Here is a 16,576-nt window from a genome sequence, read left to right on the forward strand (position 1 = left end):
GCTGCATCATTCCTTTACACGGAGCTTAAATTGGTCCAGAACCTCGGTGATATGCTTCAGTTTTTTTCTGTTTTCGATATAATAGGCGCCGATGTCAAGCGCCAGCTTCTTCCGTTCGATTCGTTTGTCAAACGGAGTGATTTCATCTAAGTCAGCCACATGGGCGAGTCCGATCGTGCGCCGGATCAATTCGCATCCCGCAAAACCGACCGCTTCCTCAAATGCGTTTTTCAGTGTGTCTTCCAGCAGGTGTCTGCGGGAAGGCAAGCAGTCTTTCTCCCATGCTTCACTGAATGTTTTCACAAATGTATCCCATACGGCGGCAGTATGGTCATATAACGGCTGTCTGTCGTCACCGTCGCGGCTGAGGGCGTTTAACAGCAGATTGGCGATAAATTGGCCGATGTCAAACCCGATCGGTCCGAAGAAAGCAAACTCGGGATCAATCACCTTTGTTTCATGTTCATCGGCGAAGATGCTTCCCGTGTGCAGATCACCGTGAACCAATGTTTCCGCGGAATTCAGAAAGATGGCTTTCAATTCGTCAGCGCCTTCTTTCAGGCGTGAATTGTTCCAAACTTTTTCTGCGTATGGGCGCAGCTCCTCTTCAAAATCGTTTGTCTCATGGTCGAGAAACGGTTCTGTAAACACAAGCCTTTCTGTAATATTGCAAAGCTCAGGATTTGTAAACTGCTTTGCGAGCTGCTGCTTTACTTTCGCATCAAGCGCATAATCGGATGAGTAAAAAAGCGTTTTCCCTAAAAATTCACCGATATGAACCGATAAGTTCGGATAATGCTGCCCTTCCAGCAGCCCTTTTCTTGAAATCCGCAAATGGGAGAGGTCTTCCATTACCGTGACGGCCATTTCAGTATCGGAATAGTAAACGGCCGGAACGAGGTGCGGCACGTGTTCGCCCTGGCGGATGAGGGCGCTGCTTTCGATTCTCGCCCGGTCAATTGTAAGCGGCCAGCTTTCACCGACGACTTTCGCGTAAGGGATTGCCTGTTTAATAATCAGTCCTTTTTTGTTTTCTTTATCGTAAACATGAAAGACGTAATTTAAATTGCCGTCGCCGATTTCACGGCATGTCAGAGTGCTTTTGCTTTGGAATAAGCCGAGCTTGACGGCTAACGCGGCGGCGGAGCTTTCTGTTAATTGTTCATAAAGACTTGTTTTAGTTGCTGACATGGATTTACCCTCCAATTATGTAGTGGCAGTAAGAGAGCGTGACGGAGAATACGCCCCAAAAAAAGCCTCCTTCTCTGAAAGAGAAGGAGGCTGAAACAGTGCAGTCCGCCTCTTATCTCTCAGATAACATCTGATGGAATTAGCACCGTGCCTTATGAGACAATCGTCTCGGCGCAAAATGTACGCGCCCCATTTCACAATGGAATTACGGTCGGTTGCTGTTGGGGTCAAAAGGCCAATCCCTCGCCCAACTCTCGATAAGAGAAAAAAATATTGATTTGTATCACAATTCGGATTAATCAGTTGATGAAAATATTAGCAGGTGCCGGATATTCTTGTCAACGTTTTTTTGAAAATTAATATAAATCACGCCGCAAGTCTTGGAAAACCGGAATGGTTCCGCGGACGGCCGCGCTTTCTGACACATCGATTTCCGCCCGGACTGCGCCTTCCGTCCGGTCTCCTTCGGCTAAAATCCGGCCCCACGGGTCAATAATCAGGCTGTGGCCGGCAAATTCATTATCGGGATTGGACCCCGTGCAGTTAGAGGCTGCAACAAAACATTGGTTTTCAATTGCTCTGGCGATAAGCAGGCTTCGCCAATGATCAAGGCGGGGCAGAGGCCATTCAGCAGAGATAAACAGGACATTCGCGCCCTGGGACGTATGCTTTCTGATCCATTCGGGGAAACGGATATCATAGCAGATCAGCCCGGCGCACTTGACACCGTCAAGCTCAAAGGAACCGTCACTGTTTCCTGCTGACAAGTAAAGGTGTTCATCCATCAGCTGAAACAGATGTGCTTTCTGATACCGCTTCACGATCTGTCCGCTGTTATCGGCGATGTACATGGTGTTATAGACATTTTCGCCTTCTTTGACCGCAAAAGATCCGGCAACGAGGTGTACGTTGTATGTTTTTGCCGTTTCTTTAAGCCATTGTTCCGAAACTTTGCCGTTTTCATCCGCCAGCTGATCTAGCCGTGTGAGATCATAGCCGGTCGTCCACAACTCAGGAAGCACGATTACATCCGCATGGCGGCTTTCTTGCTCAATCAAAGATTCTGCTTTTTTAAAGTTTTCTGAAGGATTTCCGTATGAAATATCAAATTGCAAACAGGAAACGGTCCATTTCATTTTTTAACACCTCAAGTTTCTCTTTACTTTTTTTATTTAACCATATATGATGATGGACTATCATTTCAAGACATTTTTAGAAGGTGAAAAATATGAACTTTGAAATCTCAGATGTACTCAAACAGCTGCCGGAACAATTTTTCGCATCATTGGTGCAAAAAGTGAATCAAAAGCTGAAAGAAGGCAGAGACGTCATCAATTTAGGGCAGGGAAACCCTGATCAGCCGACGCCTCAGCATATCGTTGAAGAAATGAAGCGCGCCGTCGAAAGGCCGGAAAATCATAAATACTCATCATTCCGGGGCGCTTACAGCTTCAAAAAAGCAGCCGCTGCATTTTATGAAAGGGAGTACGGGGTCACGCTTGATCCGGAAACGGAAGTCGCTGTGCTGTTCGGAGGCAAGGCGGGACTTGTTGAGCTTCCGCAATGTCTTTTAAACCCTGGAGATACCATTCTGGTGCCTGATCCCGGATATCCTGATTACTGGTCAGGCGTCGCCCTTGCGAAAGCGAAAATGGAAATGATGCCGCTGACGGAGGTAAGAGGGTTTCTCCCTGATTACAGCGTAATTCCTGAAAAGGTGCGGAGCGAGGCGAAGCTGCTGTATCTCAATTATCCGAATAATCCGACCGGCGCTGTGGCGACAGAGGCGTTTTTCGAGGAGACGGTCGGTTTTGCGGAACAAAACGGCATTTGTGTCGTTCATGATTTCGCGTACGGAGCCGTCGGTTTTGACGGGCATAAACCGCTGAGCTTTTTGCAGACCGAAGGCGCAAAAGAGACGGGAATCGAAATCTATACCTTGTCTAAAACCTATAATATGGCGGGCTGGCGGGTCGGATTTGCCGTCGGAAACGCTTCTGTCATCGAAGCGATCAACCTTTATCAGGATCATATGTTTGTCAGTTTGTTTCCCGCGGCGCAGCAGGCGGCGGCAGCCGCTCTTTTAGCGGATCAGGCATGCGTCGCAGCGCAAAATGACAGATATGAATCGAGACGCAATGCATGGATTGAAGCCTGCCGCGATATCGGCTGGGATGTGACGGCTCCGGCGGGCTCCTTTTTTGCATGGCTCCCTGTGCCTGACGGTTATACGTCACAGTCGTTTTCAGACTTGCTGCTCGAGAAAGCGGATGTCGCGGTCGCTGCCGGAAACGGGTTCGGAAAATGGGGGGAAGGCTATATAAGAGTCGGTCTTCTGACAAGTGAAGAAAGACTTAAAGAAGCTGCGGAACGGATCGGGAAACTGAATCTTTTCACCCGAAAAAGCATTGACATATCAGGATAACAATGCGATAATTCAAAATACTTTATAAAATCATTATTCTTATCAAGAGCAGGCAGAGGGACGAGCCCGATGAAGCCCGGCAACCGACTGATAAAGCACGGTGCTAATTCTTGCAGCAGGAGCTGAGAGATAAGATTCGGACATAACACGAAGCCTCTTTCTGCTCATACGGAAGAGGTTTTTTTATGTTTTGCGAAAGAAAGAGAGGCGTTCACGCATGAGCGAAGTATTGGCAACATATCTTCTGACAGACACAACGGACAGTGAAAAGCGGGCGGAACAGATTGCGGCGGGGCTGACGGTAGGCTCCTGGACTGACCTGCCCCTGGTGAAGCAGGAACAGCTCAGAAAACATAAAGGGCGGGTCGTAAAAGTTGAGGAGAAAGAAGGAACCTCAGAAAACGAAACACAATCCGTCATCACCATCGCCTATCCCGAGGCGAACTTTTCAAGAGATATTCCGGCCGTCCTGACGACGGTATTCGGAAAGCTGTCACTGGACGGAAAAATAAAATTGACTGATCTTGAATTTTCTGAAGGGTTTAAACGCTCCCTTCCCGGGCCGAAATTCGGTATATACGGCATCCGCAAACTGCTGGGCGAATTTGAAAGACCGCTTCTGATGAGCATATTTAAAGGCGTGATCGGACGGGATCTCGCCGACATTAAAGAACAGCTCAGACAGCAGGCGCTCGGCGGCGTGGATCTTATTAAAGATGACGAAATTTTCTTTGAAAATGAACTGGCTCCGTTTGAAACCCGCATTATCGAAGGAAAACAAGTCCTGAAGGAAACCCGGGAGGAGACGGGGCATAAAACGCTGTATGCCGTAAACCTTACGGGAAGGACCGCTGAATTGCGGGATAAAGCGAGGCGCGCGGCAGAACTCGGGGCGGACGCGCTTTTATTGAATGTGTTCGCTTACGGTTTAGATGTGATGCAGAGCCTTGCTGAAGACAGGGAAATCCCGCTTCCGATCATGGCGCATCCGGCAGTCAGCGGCGCGTTCACATCATCTCCCGTTTACGGCTTGTCGCATGCGCTTTTGCTCGGCAAGCTGAACCGCTATTGCGGCGCTGATTTCAGCTTATTTCCGTCACCTTACGGAACCGTTGCTCTTCCGAAGGAGTCCGCGCTTGCAATCCATGATGAATGTGTAAAAGACGATGTCTTTCATCCGTCGTTTGCCGTCCCGTCAGCAGGCATTCATCCCGGTATGGTGCCATTATTGATGCGCGATTTCGGCATCGATCACATCATCAATGCCGGCGGAGGCATTCACGGCCACCCGAAAGGAGCCGAGGGTGGCGGAAAAGCGTTCCGCGCCGTCATTGATGCGGTGCTTGAAGCGCAGCCGATTGAAGAAAAAGCCGCGTCGTGCAAAGATCTTCAGCTCGCATTAGACAAATGGGGAAGGGTGGAAGCCGTATGACCCGCACACCGCTGATTATTTGTGATTTCGACGGAACGGTCACCATGAACGACAACATTGTCAGCATGATGAAAGAATTCGCACCTCCTGAGTGGCTTGAATTAAAAGACGGTGTTCTGTCTAAAAGCATATCAATCCAAGAAGGAGTCGGCCGGATGTTCGGACTGCTGCCGAGCAGCTTAAAAGAAGAACTGACCGGCTTTATCCTGAAGGATGCGAAAATACGGGACGGCTTTTTGGATTTTGTCTCGTTTGTCCGCTCAAACGACCTCCCGTTTTATATCGTAAGCGGAGGAATGGACTTTTTTGTGCATCCGCTTTTGGAAGGGATCGTAGAAAAGGAGCGGATTTTCTGCAATCATGCATCCTTTGACAATGAATATATTCATATAGACTGGCCGCATGCCTGTGACGGAGACTGTACCAATCAATGCGGCTGCTGCAAACCGTCAGTCATCCGGAAGCTATCCGATCAGCAGAAATTTCTCGTTATGATCGGTGATTCGGTCACGGATGTCGAGGCTGCAAAGTTATCCGATATGTGTTTTGCGAGAGATTATCTTTTGACTGAATGCAAAGAACTCGGCCTCCGGCATCTGCCTTTTCAAGATTTTCATGAGGTGAAAACAGGCATTGAAAACATCGGGGAGGTGCAGGCATGGCTGCAAAAGAAGAACGCTGGCGCGAACTTGCTGAGGTAAAGCGCGAGCTGGCCGAAAGAGACTGGTTCCCGGCAACGAGCGGGAATCTTTCCATCAAAGTATCCGACGGGCCGCTGACTTTTCTCGTTACGGCGAGCGGAAAAGACAAACGAAAAGAAACAGACGAAGATTTTCTCTTAATCGATGAGAACGGGAAGCCCGCTGAGACCGGCCATTCTTTAAAACCCTCAGCGGAAACGCTTCTCCATACTTACTTATACCAAAAGACAGACGCCGGCTGCTGTCTGCATGTCCATACCGTCAATAATAATGTCATCTCAGAGCTTTACGGGGATGAAAAACAAATCACTTTTCAGGGGCAGGAGATGATTAAGGCGCTCGGATTATGGGAGGAAAACGCGTCCGTGACCGTTCCGATCATTGACAATCCGGCGCACATCCCGGCATTGGCCGAAAATTTCGCGCACCATGCGGACGCCGGATCAGGCGCGGTGTTAATCCGCAATCACGGCATTACGGCATGGGGGCGGACCGCATTTGAAGCGAAAAGGGTGCTGGAAGCCTATGAATTTTTATTCAGCTGTCACCTCAAGCTTCTGGCACTTCGTCCGCAGCTGGTAAAATAAAAGGAGGAATAGAAAATGGCGACCATCAGAATTCATGACGAAAAGAATACGATCATTGAACATCAGGAAGAAGTAGCACGCTTCTTAGACGAGCAAGAGGTGATCTATGAGCAGTGGAACATTGAAAAACTTCCGTCTGAGCTTTCGGAAAAATACGATCTAACTGAAGATGAAAAAGAACGGATTCTCGCGGCGTTTGACACGGAGATTCAGGACATTTCAGCCCGGCGCGGATATCAGTCTCAGGATGTCATTTCTTTATCAGATACCACGCCGAATCTTGATGAATTATTAAAAAATTTCCAAAGAGAACATCACCACACGGATGATGAAGTCCGCTTTATCGTCAGCGGACACGGCATCTTCGTCATTCAAGGCAAAGACGGCACATTTTTCGACGTCCGTTTAAATCCGGGAGATTTGATTTCAGTTCCGGAGAACATCCGCCACTACTTTACGCTTCAGGAAGACCGCCGGGTCGTCGCAATCCGAATCTTTGTGACGACTGAGGGCTGGGTGCCGATTTACGAAAATGAAAGTGTGCAAAACTGATAGACGCCCGAACCTCTCATGCACCCACCGGCATGAGAGGTTTTTTATTGTAATATAAAGTCAGCTGTGGCTGTTTTTTAATTCCTGAATATGCCGCATTCTGTTTATATCATTACCCGAATGGGTATTATTCTCGTATTCATGCAAAGATTCCAATATGAAATGAAAAAATAAGTTATTTAGTAAAAAAATGTTTACAAATAAAGTATAATCTGTAATAATGCTCAATAACCCAATCAAACTTGTTTCCTATTCTTTTAGCGGTGAGGGGTGAAGTGAATGGGCAGTTATTCTGAACAAGAAAAATTGCTTGTATCTATTGATAAAAAAAGAAAAATGATGATAGATGCGGCTAACAGGCAAGGGTTTACAGGATATGACACGATCAGGCACAGCCAGGAACTGGACTGTCTGATGAACGCGTATCAGCAGCTGGTAAACCGTGATCGTACACATCACCAAGGAATACAGGGCCTTGTGAAGAAAATAGGCTTGTTCTCCCGCGGTGACGTCATGCCTGCATATGAAGCAAACAAATGATTGATGATAAAACAGATAACGAAGACTGAATGCGCTTCCTGATCAAGCGCCGCATCCGAAAGATGACCGCGTACAGTCAGCAGATTTTTCCGCTGGCACGGCTCACGAAGCGCCTCGTACTATCTGCCGGCTATGATGCCGTTCCTCTGGTATATCCTCTTACACATATTCTTCTTAAGTAAAAAACACCCCGATACAGGGTGTTTTTTCATCGAGAAGCGGCAGGGAGGGCAATGGTGACCTCTGTGCCCTTATCGACTTCGCTTTGAATGTCAATCGAACCGCCGTACATCAGCATGATTCGTTTACATACGACAAGGCCGAGGCCGGTGCCTTTTTCCTTTGACGTTACAAACGGAAGAAAAATGTGCTCAAGCATATCTTCAGAAATGCCCATTCCGTTGTCGGCCACCTTAATGACTGCTTTATGATCGCGTGCTTCTAAATAGATGGACAGCCGGCCGCCTTCCTGCATGGATTCCAGCGCGTTTTTCGCGACATTTAAAATCACCTGTTTAATATGGTCTTTCGTGCAGTTGACCTTGAGCGGCCGATTGACGAGAATCTCCACATTCACTTCCACATTATACAGATTCCCTTCAGAATAAATAATCGGCATAATCTCATCAAGAATATCCTGCAGCGAGTTCACTTCCAACCGTTCAGCAGTGGGTTTTCCAAGCACTAAAAACTCACTGACAATCTGATTGATCCGTTTAATCTCCTGCTCAATAATTGAGAAATACAGCTGATCTTCCTCCGATTTGTATTTTTTCTGCAAAAGCTGAATGAAGCCGCTGATCCCTGTAAGCGGGTTGCGGATTTCATGGGCGGTGCTGGCGGCAAGCGTTCCGATCAGCTCCAATTTCTGCGCTTCATTTTGAGCGCGCTCCAGCTGGGTCTTGCGCTTAAGCAGATAATATTGAACGAGGATGAACAGAATATTCAGCAGCACGGCAATACTGGACATCGGCAGCAGCACGCTTTTGGTCAGCTCGTTCAGCTCAACCGGTTTCGGATAAACATTGATATTCCAATTAATATCATCCAGATAGCCGCTGACCGGTTTCACACCTTCTGATTGATCAGCCCGTCCGCTGGCAAATATCACTTTATTCTGATTGGTTGCCTTGACATAAACGTCAGGGCTCAGCATATTGATCATATTTCTCAAATAATCGACTTGTATGGCGGCTACTAAATAATCCGTGACTTCCCGTTTTGCGTCTAACACCGGCACGCAGATCGTGAAGATGCGCTGGCCTGTAATTCTGCTGGAGTAGTCATTTGTGATGACCGTTTTTTTCGTCTTTTTCGCCTTCGTAAAATACGGTCTGTCGGCCAAATTCACCTTTGATTTCAGATCAGTCGTGCTTGCGATGACATCACCTTTGGAATTCAGCATATACAGACCGCTGAATCTGGGTTCATCCTCAAAAGCCTGATCAAGAATGTCAATGATCTTTTCTTCATTGACAGGCTTATCGACAGCGATCGCAAGTGTTGTCATCCGGGCTTTTGTTTCACCGATTAAATAATTGAGCTTATTGCGGTGAAGGTTGAGCATCATACTGGCTTCCTGTATGTGTTTATCGGCTATTTTCTGCTTTTCTTTTTCATAAATGAAAAAGCTGATAATAAGTGCCGGGATGATCACCAATATGAGATAAAGCTTGATCTTTCCCCGGGCACCTTTAAATGTATTCACTCTGCATCGCTCCAACATTACACTTGAATAGAGGTATTATATCATTTTTATACTTCTTTAATAAGAAAAAATAACCAAAATGATAGAAAAACAAATTATTTTATTAAGGTCAGACAAAAAGAAGAGAAATTTTGGAAACATTTTTGTTGACATTTTTCATTTTGTTTATTAATGTTTCTCTGTAACGGTTTCTTTTGTAAAAGGATGATTGAATGTATGACGGATAAAACAGAAAACTCATTGAAATTATTTATTGTACTGTCACGTGCGTACCGATCTATTAACGACCATATGAATAAACATATTCATAAGCACGGCCTGAACCCGACGGAATTTGCGGTGCTTGAGCTGCTGTACCACAAAGGCAACCAGCCGCTTCAGCAGATCGGCGACAAAATTTTATTAGCGAGCGGAAGTATTACATACGTTGTTGACAAATTAGAGAAAAAAGAACTTCTCATCAGAAAAGCCTCGCCGACTGACAGGAGAGTGACTTTCGCACAGATTTCTGAAAAGGGAATCCGTCTTTTGGACGATATTTTCCCTGATCATGCTGAAGAAATTAAAGAAATGATCAGTGTGCTGAGTGATGAAGAGATAGAAATGTGTACGGAAATGCTGAAAAGAGTGGGATTAAACGCTAAATATTTTCATCAGAAATAAAAAAGGAAGCCATTTGAAAGGCTTCCTTTTTTATATTACTGATTTTGGTCAGTCGCGGCGTTTCTAGGCTGTATCAATACCTCGACGCGCCTGTTTTTGCTGCGCCCTTCAGCGGTTTTGTTCGACACGGCCGGTTTATACTCTCCGAAACCTTTGGCGCTGAAAACTTTTGCGTCAAGTTTCGGGTTTTCTGTCAGAATAGCCATGAAGTTGACGGCCCGCATGACGCTTAAATGCCAGTTAGATTGATATTGTGAGTTTTTAATCGGTACATTGTCCGTATGTCCGCTGATGATAATGTTCCTCGGCGGATTCAGCACAAGGAGATTCGAGATTTCCTTGGCAAGCGGAATATCTTCCTGACGGATATCCGCCCGTCCGGAATCAAAAAAGATACTGTCTTTAATCGTAATTAAGAGTCCTTCTTTAGTCAGCTTTGTTTCAAGCTGAGTTTCAAGCTTTTTATTTTTTATAAATTGATTGACTTGCTTTTGCACGCCTTCAAGTTCTTCGCGGTCGGCTGCTTCTCTTTCTTTCTTTTTCTGTTCTTTATCTTTTTCCTTGTCTTTTTTTAACTGATCAACGCCGTCTTTTTCGTTTTCAGGAGGGGTGAGGCTTGAATATTCAAGAACACCCGTGCCTCCGGTAAACACGGCGTTAAATGATTTAGACAGCATTTGGAATTTCGCCGCATCGACCGAGCTCATGGCGAACAATACAATGAACAGAGCCAAAAGAAGGGTGAGCAAATCCGCGTACGGGATCAGCCAAGACTCATCCACATGCTCGTCATCATGCTTCTTCTTCTTTTTTCTCGCCATTGTTTGCCTCTCCTTCTTGTTCAGCGACTTTTGCGCGTTCATTCGCAGGAAGATACATGAGAAGTTTTTGTTCGATCACTTTCGGAGCCTGTCCTTCAAGCACTGACAGAACGCCTTCGATCATGATTTCACGCAGTTTGACTTCCTGCTTTGATTTGCGTTTCAGTTTGTTGGCGAAGGGATGCCATAGTACATATCCTGTGAAAATCCCGAGAAGGGTGGCGACAAACGCCGCACTGATGGCATGTCCGAGCGCCTCGGTGTTGTTCATGTTGGAAAGAGCGGCGATAAGGCCGATGACCGCACCCAAAACGCCGAGTGTCGGCGCATATGTGCCGGCTTGTGTAAAGATGGCTGCGCCGGCCTGGTGTCTGTCTTCCATCGCTTCAACTTCCTCAGTCATAATATCTCTGATAAATTCTGCGCTTTGTCCGTCAACCGCCATGCTCAGGCCGTTTTTCAAAAATGCGTCATCCACGTCTTCAATGCTTGCTTCCAATGCGAGCAGACCTTCACGTCTGGCGATTTGCGCCCATTGAGAGAACATAGGAATTAATTGCGCAATTGTCAGCTGTTTGTTTTCTTTAAACAGCACTTTAAAAAGGGCAGGCACTTTTTTGATTTCTTTTCCGGGGAATGCGATGATCACCGCAGAAATCGTACCGAACAAAATAATCAGAATAGCTGCCGGGTTAGCGAGTGCGCTTAAGCTGACCCCTTTCAGCACCATGCCCACGCTTAAAGCAATCAAGGCGAGGATGATACCGATAATCGATGTTTTATCCATAGTTTTCACCAAATCCTTTATACTAGCTTTCTATGGTTAATATCGGTGGCAGTGCATGGAACTTTAGGGTGATTGAGAAATTGTTCCCGAATTCTTCACAGTTTCTCCCTTCCGGCATGGAGAAAGAAACAAAAAAGCGGCTCCCCGAAAGGAGGGGACCGCTTTTTTCTTATTGTGCCCGGACTTTGATGCCGTCCTCTTCCATTACGACATGGAAGGCTTTTATTTCGTTGTCATCCAATAAGAGATCTGTCATTTCGTCCTCGATCAATTCTTGGATGGTTCTTCTGAGCGGGCGTGCTCCGAAAGCGGGGTGGTAGCCGATTTCAGCGATTTTTTCTTTCGCATCATCGGTGACGCTCAGGCTGATGCCGCGCTCTTTTAATGTGTCTTCAAGCTCTGTGAGAAGCAGGCTGACGATTTTCACGAGATGTTCTTTTTTCAGGGATTGGAATTCAATAATGCTGTCAAACCGGTTTAAAAACTCCGGTTTGAAGAACGCGCTCAGTGAATCAATCAGCGTTTGTTCTTCCAGGACGCTCTCTTCAGATTGGAATCCGACTTTCACCTGTTTTTCGCCGGTTCCAGCGTTGCTTGTCATAATCAAAACGGTATCTTTGAAGCTGACCGTTCTGCCCTGGCTGTCTGTCAGACGGCCGTCCTCCATAATCTGCAGAAACATATGCTGGACATCAGGGTGGGCTTTTTCAATCTCATCGAGCAGCACGATGCTGTACGGATTGCGGCGCACTTTTTCCGTTAATTGACCGGCTTCATCGTGTCCGACATATCCCGGCGGTGAACCGATGATTTTTGATACGGCGTGTTTTTCCATGTATTCACTCATATCGAGACGGATAATGGAATCTTTTGTACCGAACAGTTCATCTGCGAGTGTCTTTGATAACTCGGTTTTTCCGACTCCGGTCGGTCCGACAAAGAGGAAGGAGCCGACAGGTCTGTTTTTGGATTTTAAGCCGGCGCGGCTTCGTCTGACCGCTTTCGCCACTTTTTTCACGGCTTTTTCCTGACCGATGACACGCTGATGAAGATGCTCTTCAAGTTCCTTCATTTTGACTTGTTCATCAGCCTGGAGTTTTCCGACCGGAATGCCTGTTTTCTGTTCAACGATGGCTTGAATATGCTCCGCACCGATTTCAGGTGAAGAGGCCGGTGTTTCATGCGCCAGCTGCTTTTCCAAAGCCGCTTCTTCATCACGCAGTTTCGCGGCAAGCTCATAATTTTCTTCATGAAGCGCTTTTGTTTTCTCCGCGTCAATTGCTTTGAGTCTCTCAGCCGCATCTTCTTCATTTACGGTATCAAGCTCCAGGTTCGCCTTAGAGCCGGCTTCATCTAATAAGTCGATCGCTTTATCCGGCAGGCGGCGGTCCTGAATGTAACGGGATGAAAGCGTAACACAGGCGTTTATCGCTTCATTGCTGAATGTGACGCCGTGGTATTTCTCGTATTTATCTTTAATGCCTTCCAGAATGCTGATGGCTTGTTCTATTGTAGGCTCGTGAACCATGACAGGCTGGAAGCGTCTTTCAAGCGCCGCATCTTTTTCAATCTGGCGGTACTCTTTCAGCGTTGTCGCCCCGATGACCTGCAGCTCGCCTCTGGCAAGCGCCGGTTTCAGGATGTTCCCGGCATCCATTGATCCCTCGGCAGAGCCGGCGCCTACGAGAAGGTGAATCTCATCAATGAACAAGATGACGTTTTTCCGTTCTTTTAATTCGTTCATTAATTGTTTCATTCTTTCTTCAAACTGGCCTCTGATCCCTGTATTGGCGACGAGAGAAGCGACGTCAAGCAGGTAAAGCTCTTTGTTTTTCAATTTGTTCGGCACATCGCCTTCAGCGATTTTAAGCGCGAGGCCTTCTGCAATAGCCGTTTTACCGACGCCCGGTTCACCGATCAGCACCGGATTGTTTTTATTCCGGCGGTTCAAAATTTCAATTACGCGCGCCACTTCATTATCGCGGCCGATCACAGGGTCAATCAGACCTGCTTTTGCGCCGTTTGTGACGTTTTGAGCGAGCTCGTCGAGCAGGCCTTTTTCAGGGCCGGCCTGCTGTTTATTTTGATTGGGAGCGAAACCTTGCTCAAACGGGAATCCGAATGATTGCGGCCCCATGCTCATAGACGGTTTTCGGGTTAATTCTGTATAACATGTTTCACATAAAACGAATTGTTTTTGAATGGAATTGACTTGCATGTTCAGGCGAATCGTCGCCTCGTTTTTCTGACAATGTTGACAACGCATTTGCCAAAACCTCCTTGGAAAATGTTTGATCATCTTTGACCAAATGGATTAGAAAATAAGGTCTTAACTTTGACCTTCTTTGATTAATAGTATACTTTGACCTTCTTTGACTTTCAAGTGTTTTGTTTCAAACCTCGAAAAATAAATGTTTACAGCATGATAAGTGATATTTGTGAGGTTTGATTATTTTTGACCAATATAGTCAGAAAGGAAATGAAATGCTTTGACCTTTCTTGATGAAGAGTATACGCCGGCCCTTTTTTTCTTTCAATATTTTTGCTTAGAGGAGAGAGCTGAATCTGTTTTCTCCGGGGAAGGACGATTTGCTCGTCTTTTTGGGTGACTTGTCTCATAAGCATATATAAAGGCCTGGACAAATCTGCGCTTAGCCGGAGGGTGAAATGGGACAAACAAAAGGTTCTGCAAGTCAGCTTGCATTTGTATACGTAGGCACGGTTGTAGGAGCCGGTTTTGCCACGGGACGGGAAATCGTTGAGTTTTTTCTGAAGTTTGGCTGGATCGGTCTGTTCGGTATCGTGGTAAGCGGTCTGATGTTTACATATTTAGGCGCCAAAATCATGATCATTTCCAAACGGATTCACGCAGCGTCTTATCAGGAATTGAACACATATTTATTCGGCCAGTCCATCGGCCGTGCCGTAAACATGTTTATGATGTTTATATTGCTGGGAGTGACCTCTGTCATGCTGTCCGGAGCGGGGGCGCTGTTTCATGAACAGCTTGGATGGTCTGCACAAGCGGGGATCCTTTTGACGATCGTACTGAGCTTTGCCGTCATGACAAGCGGTGTTAAAGGTGTGTTCGGCGTCAATATATTGGTTGTACCGCTTTTAATTTCTTTCTCTTTTATCGTGACAGCTGATTCATTTGTATTTACAAGCACGAGAAACGCGGACGAATGGGTATGGCCTGACAAGTGGAACTGGCTTTTGTCCGCCGTCTCTTACGGCGCGTTAAATTTATCGCTCGCCCAAGCCGTCCTTGTGCCGCTTGCGAACGAAATGTCTTCAGAGAAGGTGATCAGAAAGGGGGCTTATTTAGGCGGCGTTCTGTTGACACTGGTGCTTGCCGCGAGCTTTTTATCATTATCGGTGCTGCCGGATGTGCTGGAGTTTGACATTCCGATGGCTCAAGTTGTCTATTCGTATTCGCGTTCGCTTCATATCATTTATTTGTTTATTATTTTCGGGGAAGTGTTTACGTCGGTCATCGGCAATTTATACGGATTGGAAAAACAATTAAACAGTTTTCTTCATATAAAAAGTACATATATTTACGGCGGCATTTTGGCGTTTGCTTTCATTATCAGCCAAATCGGCTACGGACAGCTGATTTCCACCGTTTACCCGGTGTTTGGGTATGTGAGTCTCGCTTTTATCGGCGCATTGATTTGCAAAAAAATCCCGAAAGAAAAATAAGGATATAAGGAAAATGTCTGTATTTTTTGGGAATTCCCCTTCTTTTTTCCTGACATTTCTGTATAATGAATTGGGAAATGATGGGGAGGAGTAAGAGATGAAAGCTCGACGTGTATTATTGGGATTTATTTTTATTTGTATCGGCATTGCGTTTTTTTTACAGAAGGCGGGAGTTATACATATATCCGCAGGTTCGGCGTGGCCGTTTCTTTTCATTATAATGTCCGCAGGGTTTCACGGCGGATTTATTTTTGCGAAAAAAACGCCTGACCAGGCGGGACTGCTCGTTCCGGGCGGTATGTTTCTTGTGCTGGGCTGCCTGTTTTGTTTTGAAACGGCAACGGGATGGACGTATTCAGGCGTGACGTGGCCTGTTTATATATGGGCGCCTGCTCTCGGTCTGTTTGAGCTGTGGTATTTCGGCGGGAGGAAGTTAGGTGTATTGATTCCTGCTTTCATCCTGACTGCCGTGGGAGCACTATGCTTTGCCGGTATGCTGATGCCGGGGCTGTGGCCGCTTTTGATCATCGCAGCCGCGCTTTTGTTTCACGCCGCTGCCTTTATGCAGCCGAAAAAAAGATCGGGCCTTCTTATTCCGGGCGGCATTTTGCTTGTGACGGGCGGCTTGTTATGGTTTGAAACGCTGACGGATTGGACATACGCAAATGTGACATCGCCTGTCTACCTCTTTGCCGTTGCGTTCGGGCTGTTTGAAGCCTGGCTGTTCGGCAGAAGGCAAAGAGGGCTTTTGACTGCTGCGGCGGTTCTGTGCGCCGCGGGCATTTTCGGCATATTCACCAATGCAAATGAAGTCATCAGCGAACGCGGCTGGCCCGCTCTCATTCTTTTGCTGGGCGCCGCTTTTCACATTCCGATTTTCGGTCCGAAACCTGTCAAAAACGCGGGACTTCTCGTACCGGGCGGCATCTTATTGATTACGGGGATCTTGTTTGTCTTTGAAACGGCAACCAATTGGTCCTACTCCGGTGTGACATGGCCTGTTTACCTGCTTGCAACGGCATTCGGTTTATTTGAGCTGTGGCTGTTCGGCGGGAAAGAGAAGGCGCTGCTCATCCCGATTGCGGTGCTGACCTTGACAGCACTTTGCTTTATGATGACGTCTCAGCCGATCATCCCGGTTTCTGTTTTCTGGCCTGCTTTATTTGTTCTGATCGGGATTGTGCTGATGGTATTTCCGGGGAAAAAACGCGGGGCTTAAACCCGCTTTTGCAGCCTGACACAGTGTTCAGGCTGTTTTTTTATTGTCACGGGAAACAACATTATGGTATGATAGCGAAAGTGAAAAAAGAAGAAAATCCGTATGTATGCGGGAGAGGTTCTAGCTACACCCTCTATAAAAAACTAAGGACGAGCTGTATCCTTGGATACGGTTTTTTTATGTTTTTTAGGGCGCCTTCTCCGAAAAAGGCGCTTTTTTTATGGAATGATAGATAAGGGAGAGAA

The 16,576-nt window shown here is 46.6% G+C and carries 15 protein-coding genes and 3 riboswitches; of the genes, 9 read left to right on the forward strand and 6 right to left on the reverse strand.

Annotation, left to right across the window (positions count from 1 at the left end; genetic code table 11):
• Positions 1-6 precede the first annotated feature (6 nt).
• Complete coding sequence (gene mtnK / locus U2H13_RS07130) at positions 7-1,191, reverse strand: S-methyl-5-thioribose kinase (protein ID WP_014417574.1); 1,185 nt, start codon at positions 1,189-1,191, stop codon at positions 7-9.
• A 109-nt stretch (positions 1,192-1,300) separates the two neighbouring features.
• Positions 1,301-1,455, reverse strand: a riboswitch (SAM riboswitch).
• 92 nt (positions 1,456-1,547) lie between these two features.
• Entirely contained in the window at positions 1,548-2,327 is a 780-nt protein-coding gene (locus U2H13_RS07135) for a carbon-nitrogen family hydrolase (RefSeq protein ID WP_003154702.1), read from the reverse strand.
• A gap of 92 nt (positions 2,328-2,419) precedes the next feature.
• On the opposite strand from U2H13_RS07135, the gene U2H13_RS07140 reads away from it, so the two are divergent.
• The 6 genes from U2H13_RS07140 (at position 2,420) to U2H13_RS07165 (ending at position 7,428) form a co-directional block, all read left to right on the forward strand.
• Entirely contained in the window at positions 2,420-3,616 is a 1,197-nt protein-coding gene (locus U2H13_RS07140) for a pyridoxal phosphate-dependent aminotransferase (protein WP_103526945.1), read from the forward strand.
• A gap of 36 nt (positions 3,617-3,652) precedes the next feature.
• Positions 3,653-3,752: riboswitch (SAM riboswitch) on the forward strand.
• An 81-nt stretch (positions 3,753-3,833) separates the two neighbouring features.
• Positions 3,834-5,048: a 2,3-diketo-5-methylthiopentyl-1-phosphate enolase gene (gene mtnW / locus U2H13_RS07145; RefSeq protein WP_029974834.1), complete on the forward strand. Its 1,215-nt coding sequence runs from the start codon at positions 3,834-3,836 to the stop codon at positions 5,046-5,048.
• The gene (mtnX, locus tag U2H13_RS07150; RefSeq protein WP_154817629.1) at positions 5,045-5,749 is read left to right on the forward strand and encodes a 2-hydroxy-3-keto-5-methylthiopentenyl-1-phosphate phosphatase; all 705 of its coding nucleotides are present in this window, start codon (positions 5,045-5,047) and stop codon (positions 5,747-5,749) included. The genes mtnW and mtnX overlap by 4 nt, the downstream gene beginning before the upstream one ends.
• Positions 5,707-6,336, forward strand: a complete 630-nt coding sequence (locus U2H13_RS07155; RefSeq protein WP_061862129.1) for a methylthioribulose 1-phosphate dehydratase — start codon at positions 5,707-5,709, stop codon at positions 6,334-6,336. The genes mtnX and U2H13_RS07155 overlap by 43 nt, the downstream gene beginning before the upstream one ends.
• 15 nt (positions 6,337-6,351) lie before the next feature.
• A complete protein-coding gene (locus U2H13_RS07160; protein WP_029974828.1) occupies positions 6,352-6,888 on the forward strand; it encodes an acireductone dioxygenase in 537 nt (178 codons plus the stop codon).
• 279 nt (positions 6,889-7,167) lie between these two features.
• Positions 7,168-7,428 (forward strand): aspartyl-phosphate phosphatase Spo0E family protein, encoded by a 261-nt coding sequence (locus U2H13_RS07165; RefSeq protein WP_003154690.1) that lies wholly within the window; start codon positions 7,168-7,170, stop codon positions 7,426-7,428.
• A gap of 208 nt (positions 7,429-7,636) precedes the next feature.
• On the opposite strand, the gene U2H13_RS07170 is transcribed toward U2H13_RS07165, so the two are convergent.
• The gene (locus tag U2H13_RS07170) at positions 7,637-9,154 is read right to left on the reverse strand and encodes an ATP-binding protein (protein ID WP_029974827.1); all 1,518 of its coding nucleotides are present in this window, start codon (positions 9,152-9,154) and stop codon (positions 7,637-7,639) included.
• 198 nt (positions 9,155-9,352) lie between these two features.
• On the opposite strand from U2H13_RS07170, the gene U2H13_RS07175 reads away from it, so the two are divergent.
• The gene (locus tag U2H13_RS07175; protein WP_121984210.1) at positions 9,353-9,799 is read left to right on the forward strand and encodes a MarR family winged helix-turn-helix transcriptional regulator; all 447 of its coding nucleotides are present in this window, start codon (positions 9,353-9,355) and stop codon (positions 9,797-9,799) included.
• A 35-nt stretch (positions 9,800-9,834) separates the two neighbouring features.
• On the opposite strand, the gene motB is transcribed toward U2H13_RS07175, so the two are convergent.
• The 3 genes from motB to clpE form a co-directional block, all read right to left on the reverse strand.
• A complete protein-coding gene (motB, locus tag U2H13_RS07180; protein WP_017417652.1) occupies positions 9,835-10,620 on the reverse strand; it encodes a flagellar motor protein MotB in 786 nt (261 codons plus the stop codon).
• Positions 10,592-11,407, reverse strand: a complete 816-nt coding sequence (motA, locus tag U2H13_RS07185) for a flagellar motor stator protein MotA (RefSeq protein WP_007408461.1) — start codon at positions 11,405-11,407, stop codon at positions 10,592-10,594. Before motA ends, motB begins: the two co-directional genes overlap by 29 nt.
• A 169-nt stretch (positions 11,408-11,576) precedes the next feature.
• Positions 11,577-13,673 carry an ATP-dependent protease ATP-binding subunit ClpE gene (gene clpE / locus U2H13_RS07190; protein WP_022553434.1) on the reverse strand — a complete coding sequence of 699 codons (2,097 nt, stop codon included), beginning with the start codon at positions 13,671-13,673 and terminating at the stop codon, positions 11,577-11,579.
• 401 nt (positions 13,674-14,074) lie between these two features.
• Between clpE and U2H13_RS07195 the strand changes: the two genes are divergently transcribed.
• Together U2H13_RS07195 and U2H13_RS07200 are read left to right on the forward strand one after the other, a co-directional pair.
• The gene (locus tag U2H13_RS07195) at positions 14,075-15,112 is read left to right on the forward strand and encodes a membrane protein (RefSeq protein WP_017417655.1); all 1,038 of its coding nucleotides are present in this window, start codon (positions 14,075-14,077) and stop codon (positions 15,110-15,112) included.
• A 97-nt stretch (positions 15,113-15,209) separates the two neighbouring features.
• Positions 15,210-16,331 (forward strand): hypothetical protein, encoded by a 1,122-nt coding sequence (locus tag U2H13_RS07200; RefSeq protein ID WP_179156010.1) that lies wholly within the window; start codon positions 15,210-15,212, stop codon positions 16,329-16,331.
• A 108-nt stretch (positions 16,332-16,439) separates the two neighbouring features.
• Positions 16,440-16,484, forward strand: a riboswitch (PreQ1 riboswitch).
• Positions 16,485-16,576: the final 92 nt, after the last annotated feature.

It is taken from the genome of Bacillus sp. A1, from assembly GCF_042296235.1.
Classification (GTDB): Bacteria; Bacillota; Bacilli; order Bacillales; family Bacillaceae; genus Bacillus; species Bacillus velezensis.

Coding starts and splice junctions, on each gene's coding strand:
- mtnK (WP_014417574.1), bottom strand. CDS start 1,191: ATGTCAGCAACTAAAACAAGTCTTTATGAACAATTAACAGAAAGCTCC.
- U2H13_RS07135 (WP_003154702.1), bottom strand. CDS start 2,327: ATGAAATGGACCGTTTCCTGTTTGCAATTTGATATTTCATACGGAAAT.
- U2H13_RS07140 (WP_103526945.1), top strand. CDS start 2,420: ATGAACTTTGAAATCTCAGATGTACTCAAACAGCTGCCGGAACAATTT.
- mtnW (WP_029974834.1), top strand. CDS start 3,834: ATGAGCGAAGTATTGGCAACATATCTTCTGACAGACACAACGGACAGT.
- mtnX (WP_154817629.1), top strand. CDS start 5,045: ATGACCCGCACACCGCTGATTATTTGTGATTTCGACGGAACGGTCACC.
- U2H13_RS07155 (WP_061862129.1), top strand. CDS start 5,707: ATGGCTGCAAAAGAAGAACGCTGGCGCGAACTTGCTGAGGTAAAGCGC.
- U2H13_RS07160 (WP_029974828.1), top strand. CDS start 6,352: ATGGCGACCATCAGAATTCATGACGAAAAGAATACGATCATTGAACAT.
- U2H13_RS07165 (WP_003154690.1), top strand. CDS start 7,168: ATGGGCAGTTATTCTGAACAAGAAAAATTGCTTGTATCTATTGATAAA.
- U2H13_RS07170 (WP_029974827.1), bottom strand. CDS start 9,154: ATGTTGGAGCGATGCAGAGTGAATACATTTAAAGGTGCCCGGGGAAAG.
- U2H13_RS07175 (WP_121984210.1), top strand. CDS start 9,353: ATGACGGATAAAACAGAAAACTCATTGAAATTATTTATTGTACTGTCA.
- motB (WP_017417652.1), bottom strand. CDS start 10,620: ATGGCGAGAAAAAAGAAGAAGAAGCATGATGACGAGCATGTGGATGAG.
- motA (WP_007408461.1), bottom strand. CDS start 11,407: ATGGATAAAACATCGATTATCGGTATCATCCTCGCCTTGATTGCTTTA.
- clpE (WP_022553434.1), bottom strand. CDS start 13,673: ATGCGTTGTCAACATTGTCAGAAAAACGAGGCGACGATTCGCCTGAAC.
- U2H13_RS07195 (WP_017417655.1), top strand. CDS start 14,075: ATGGGACAAACAAAAGGTTCTGCAAGTCAGCTTGCATTTGTATACGTA.
- U2H13_RS07200 (WP_179156010.1), top strand. CDS start 15,210: ATGAAAGCTCGACGTGTATTATTGGGATTTATTTTTATTTGTATCGGC.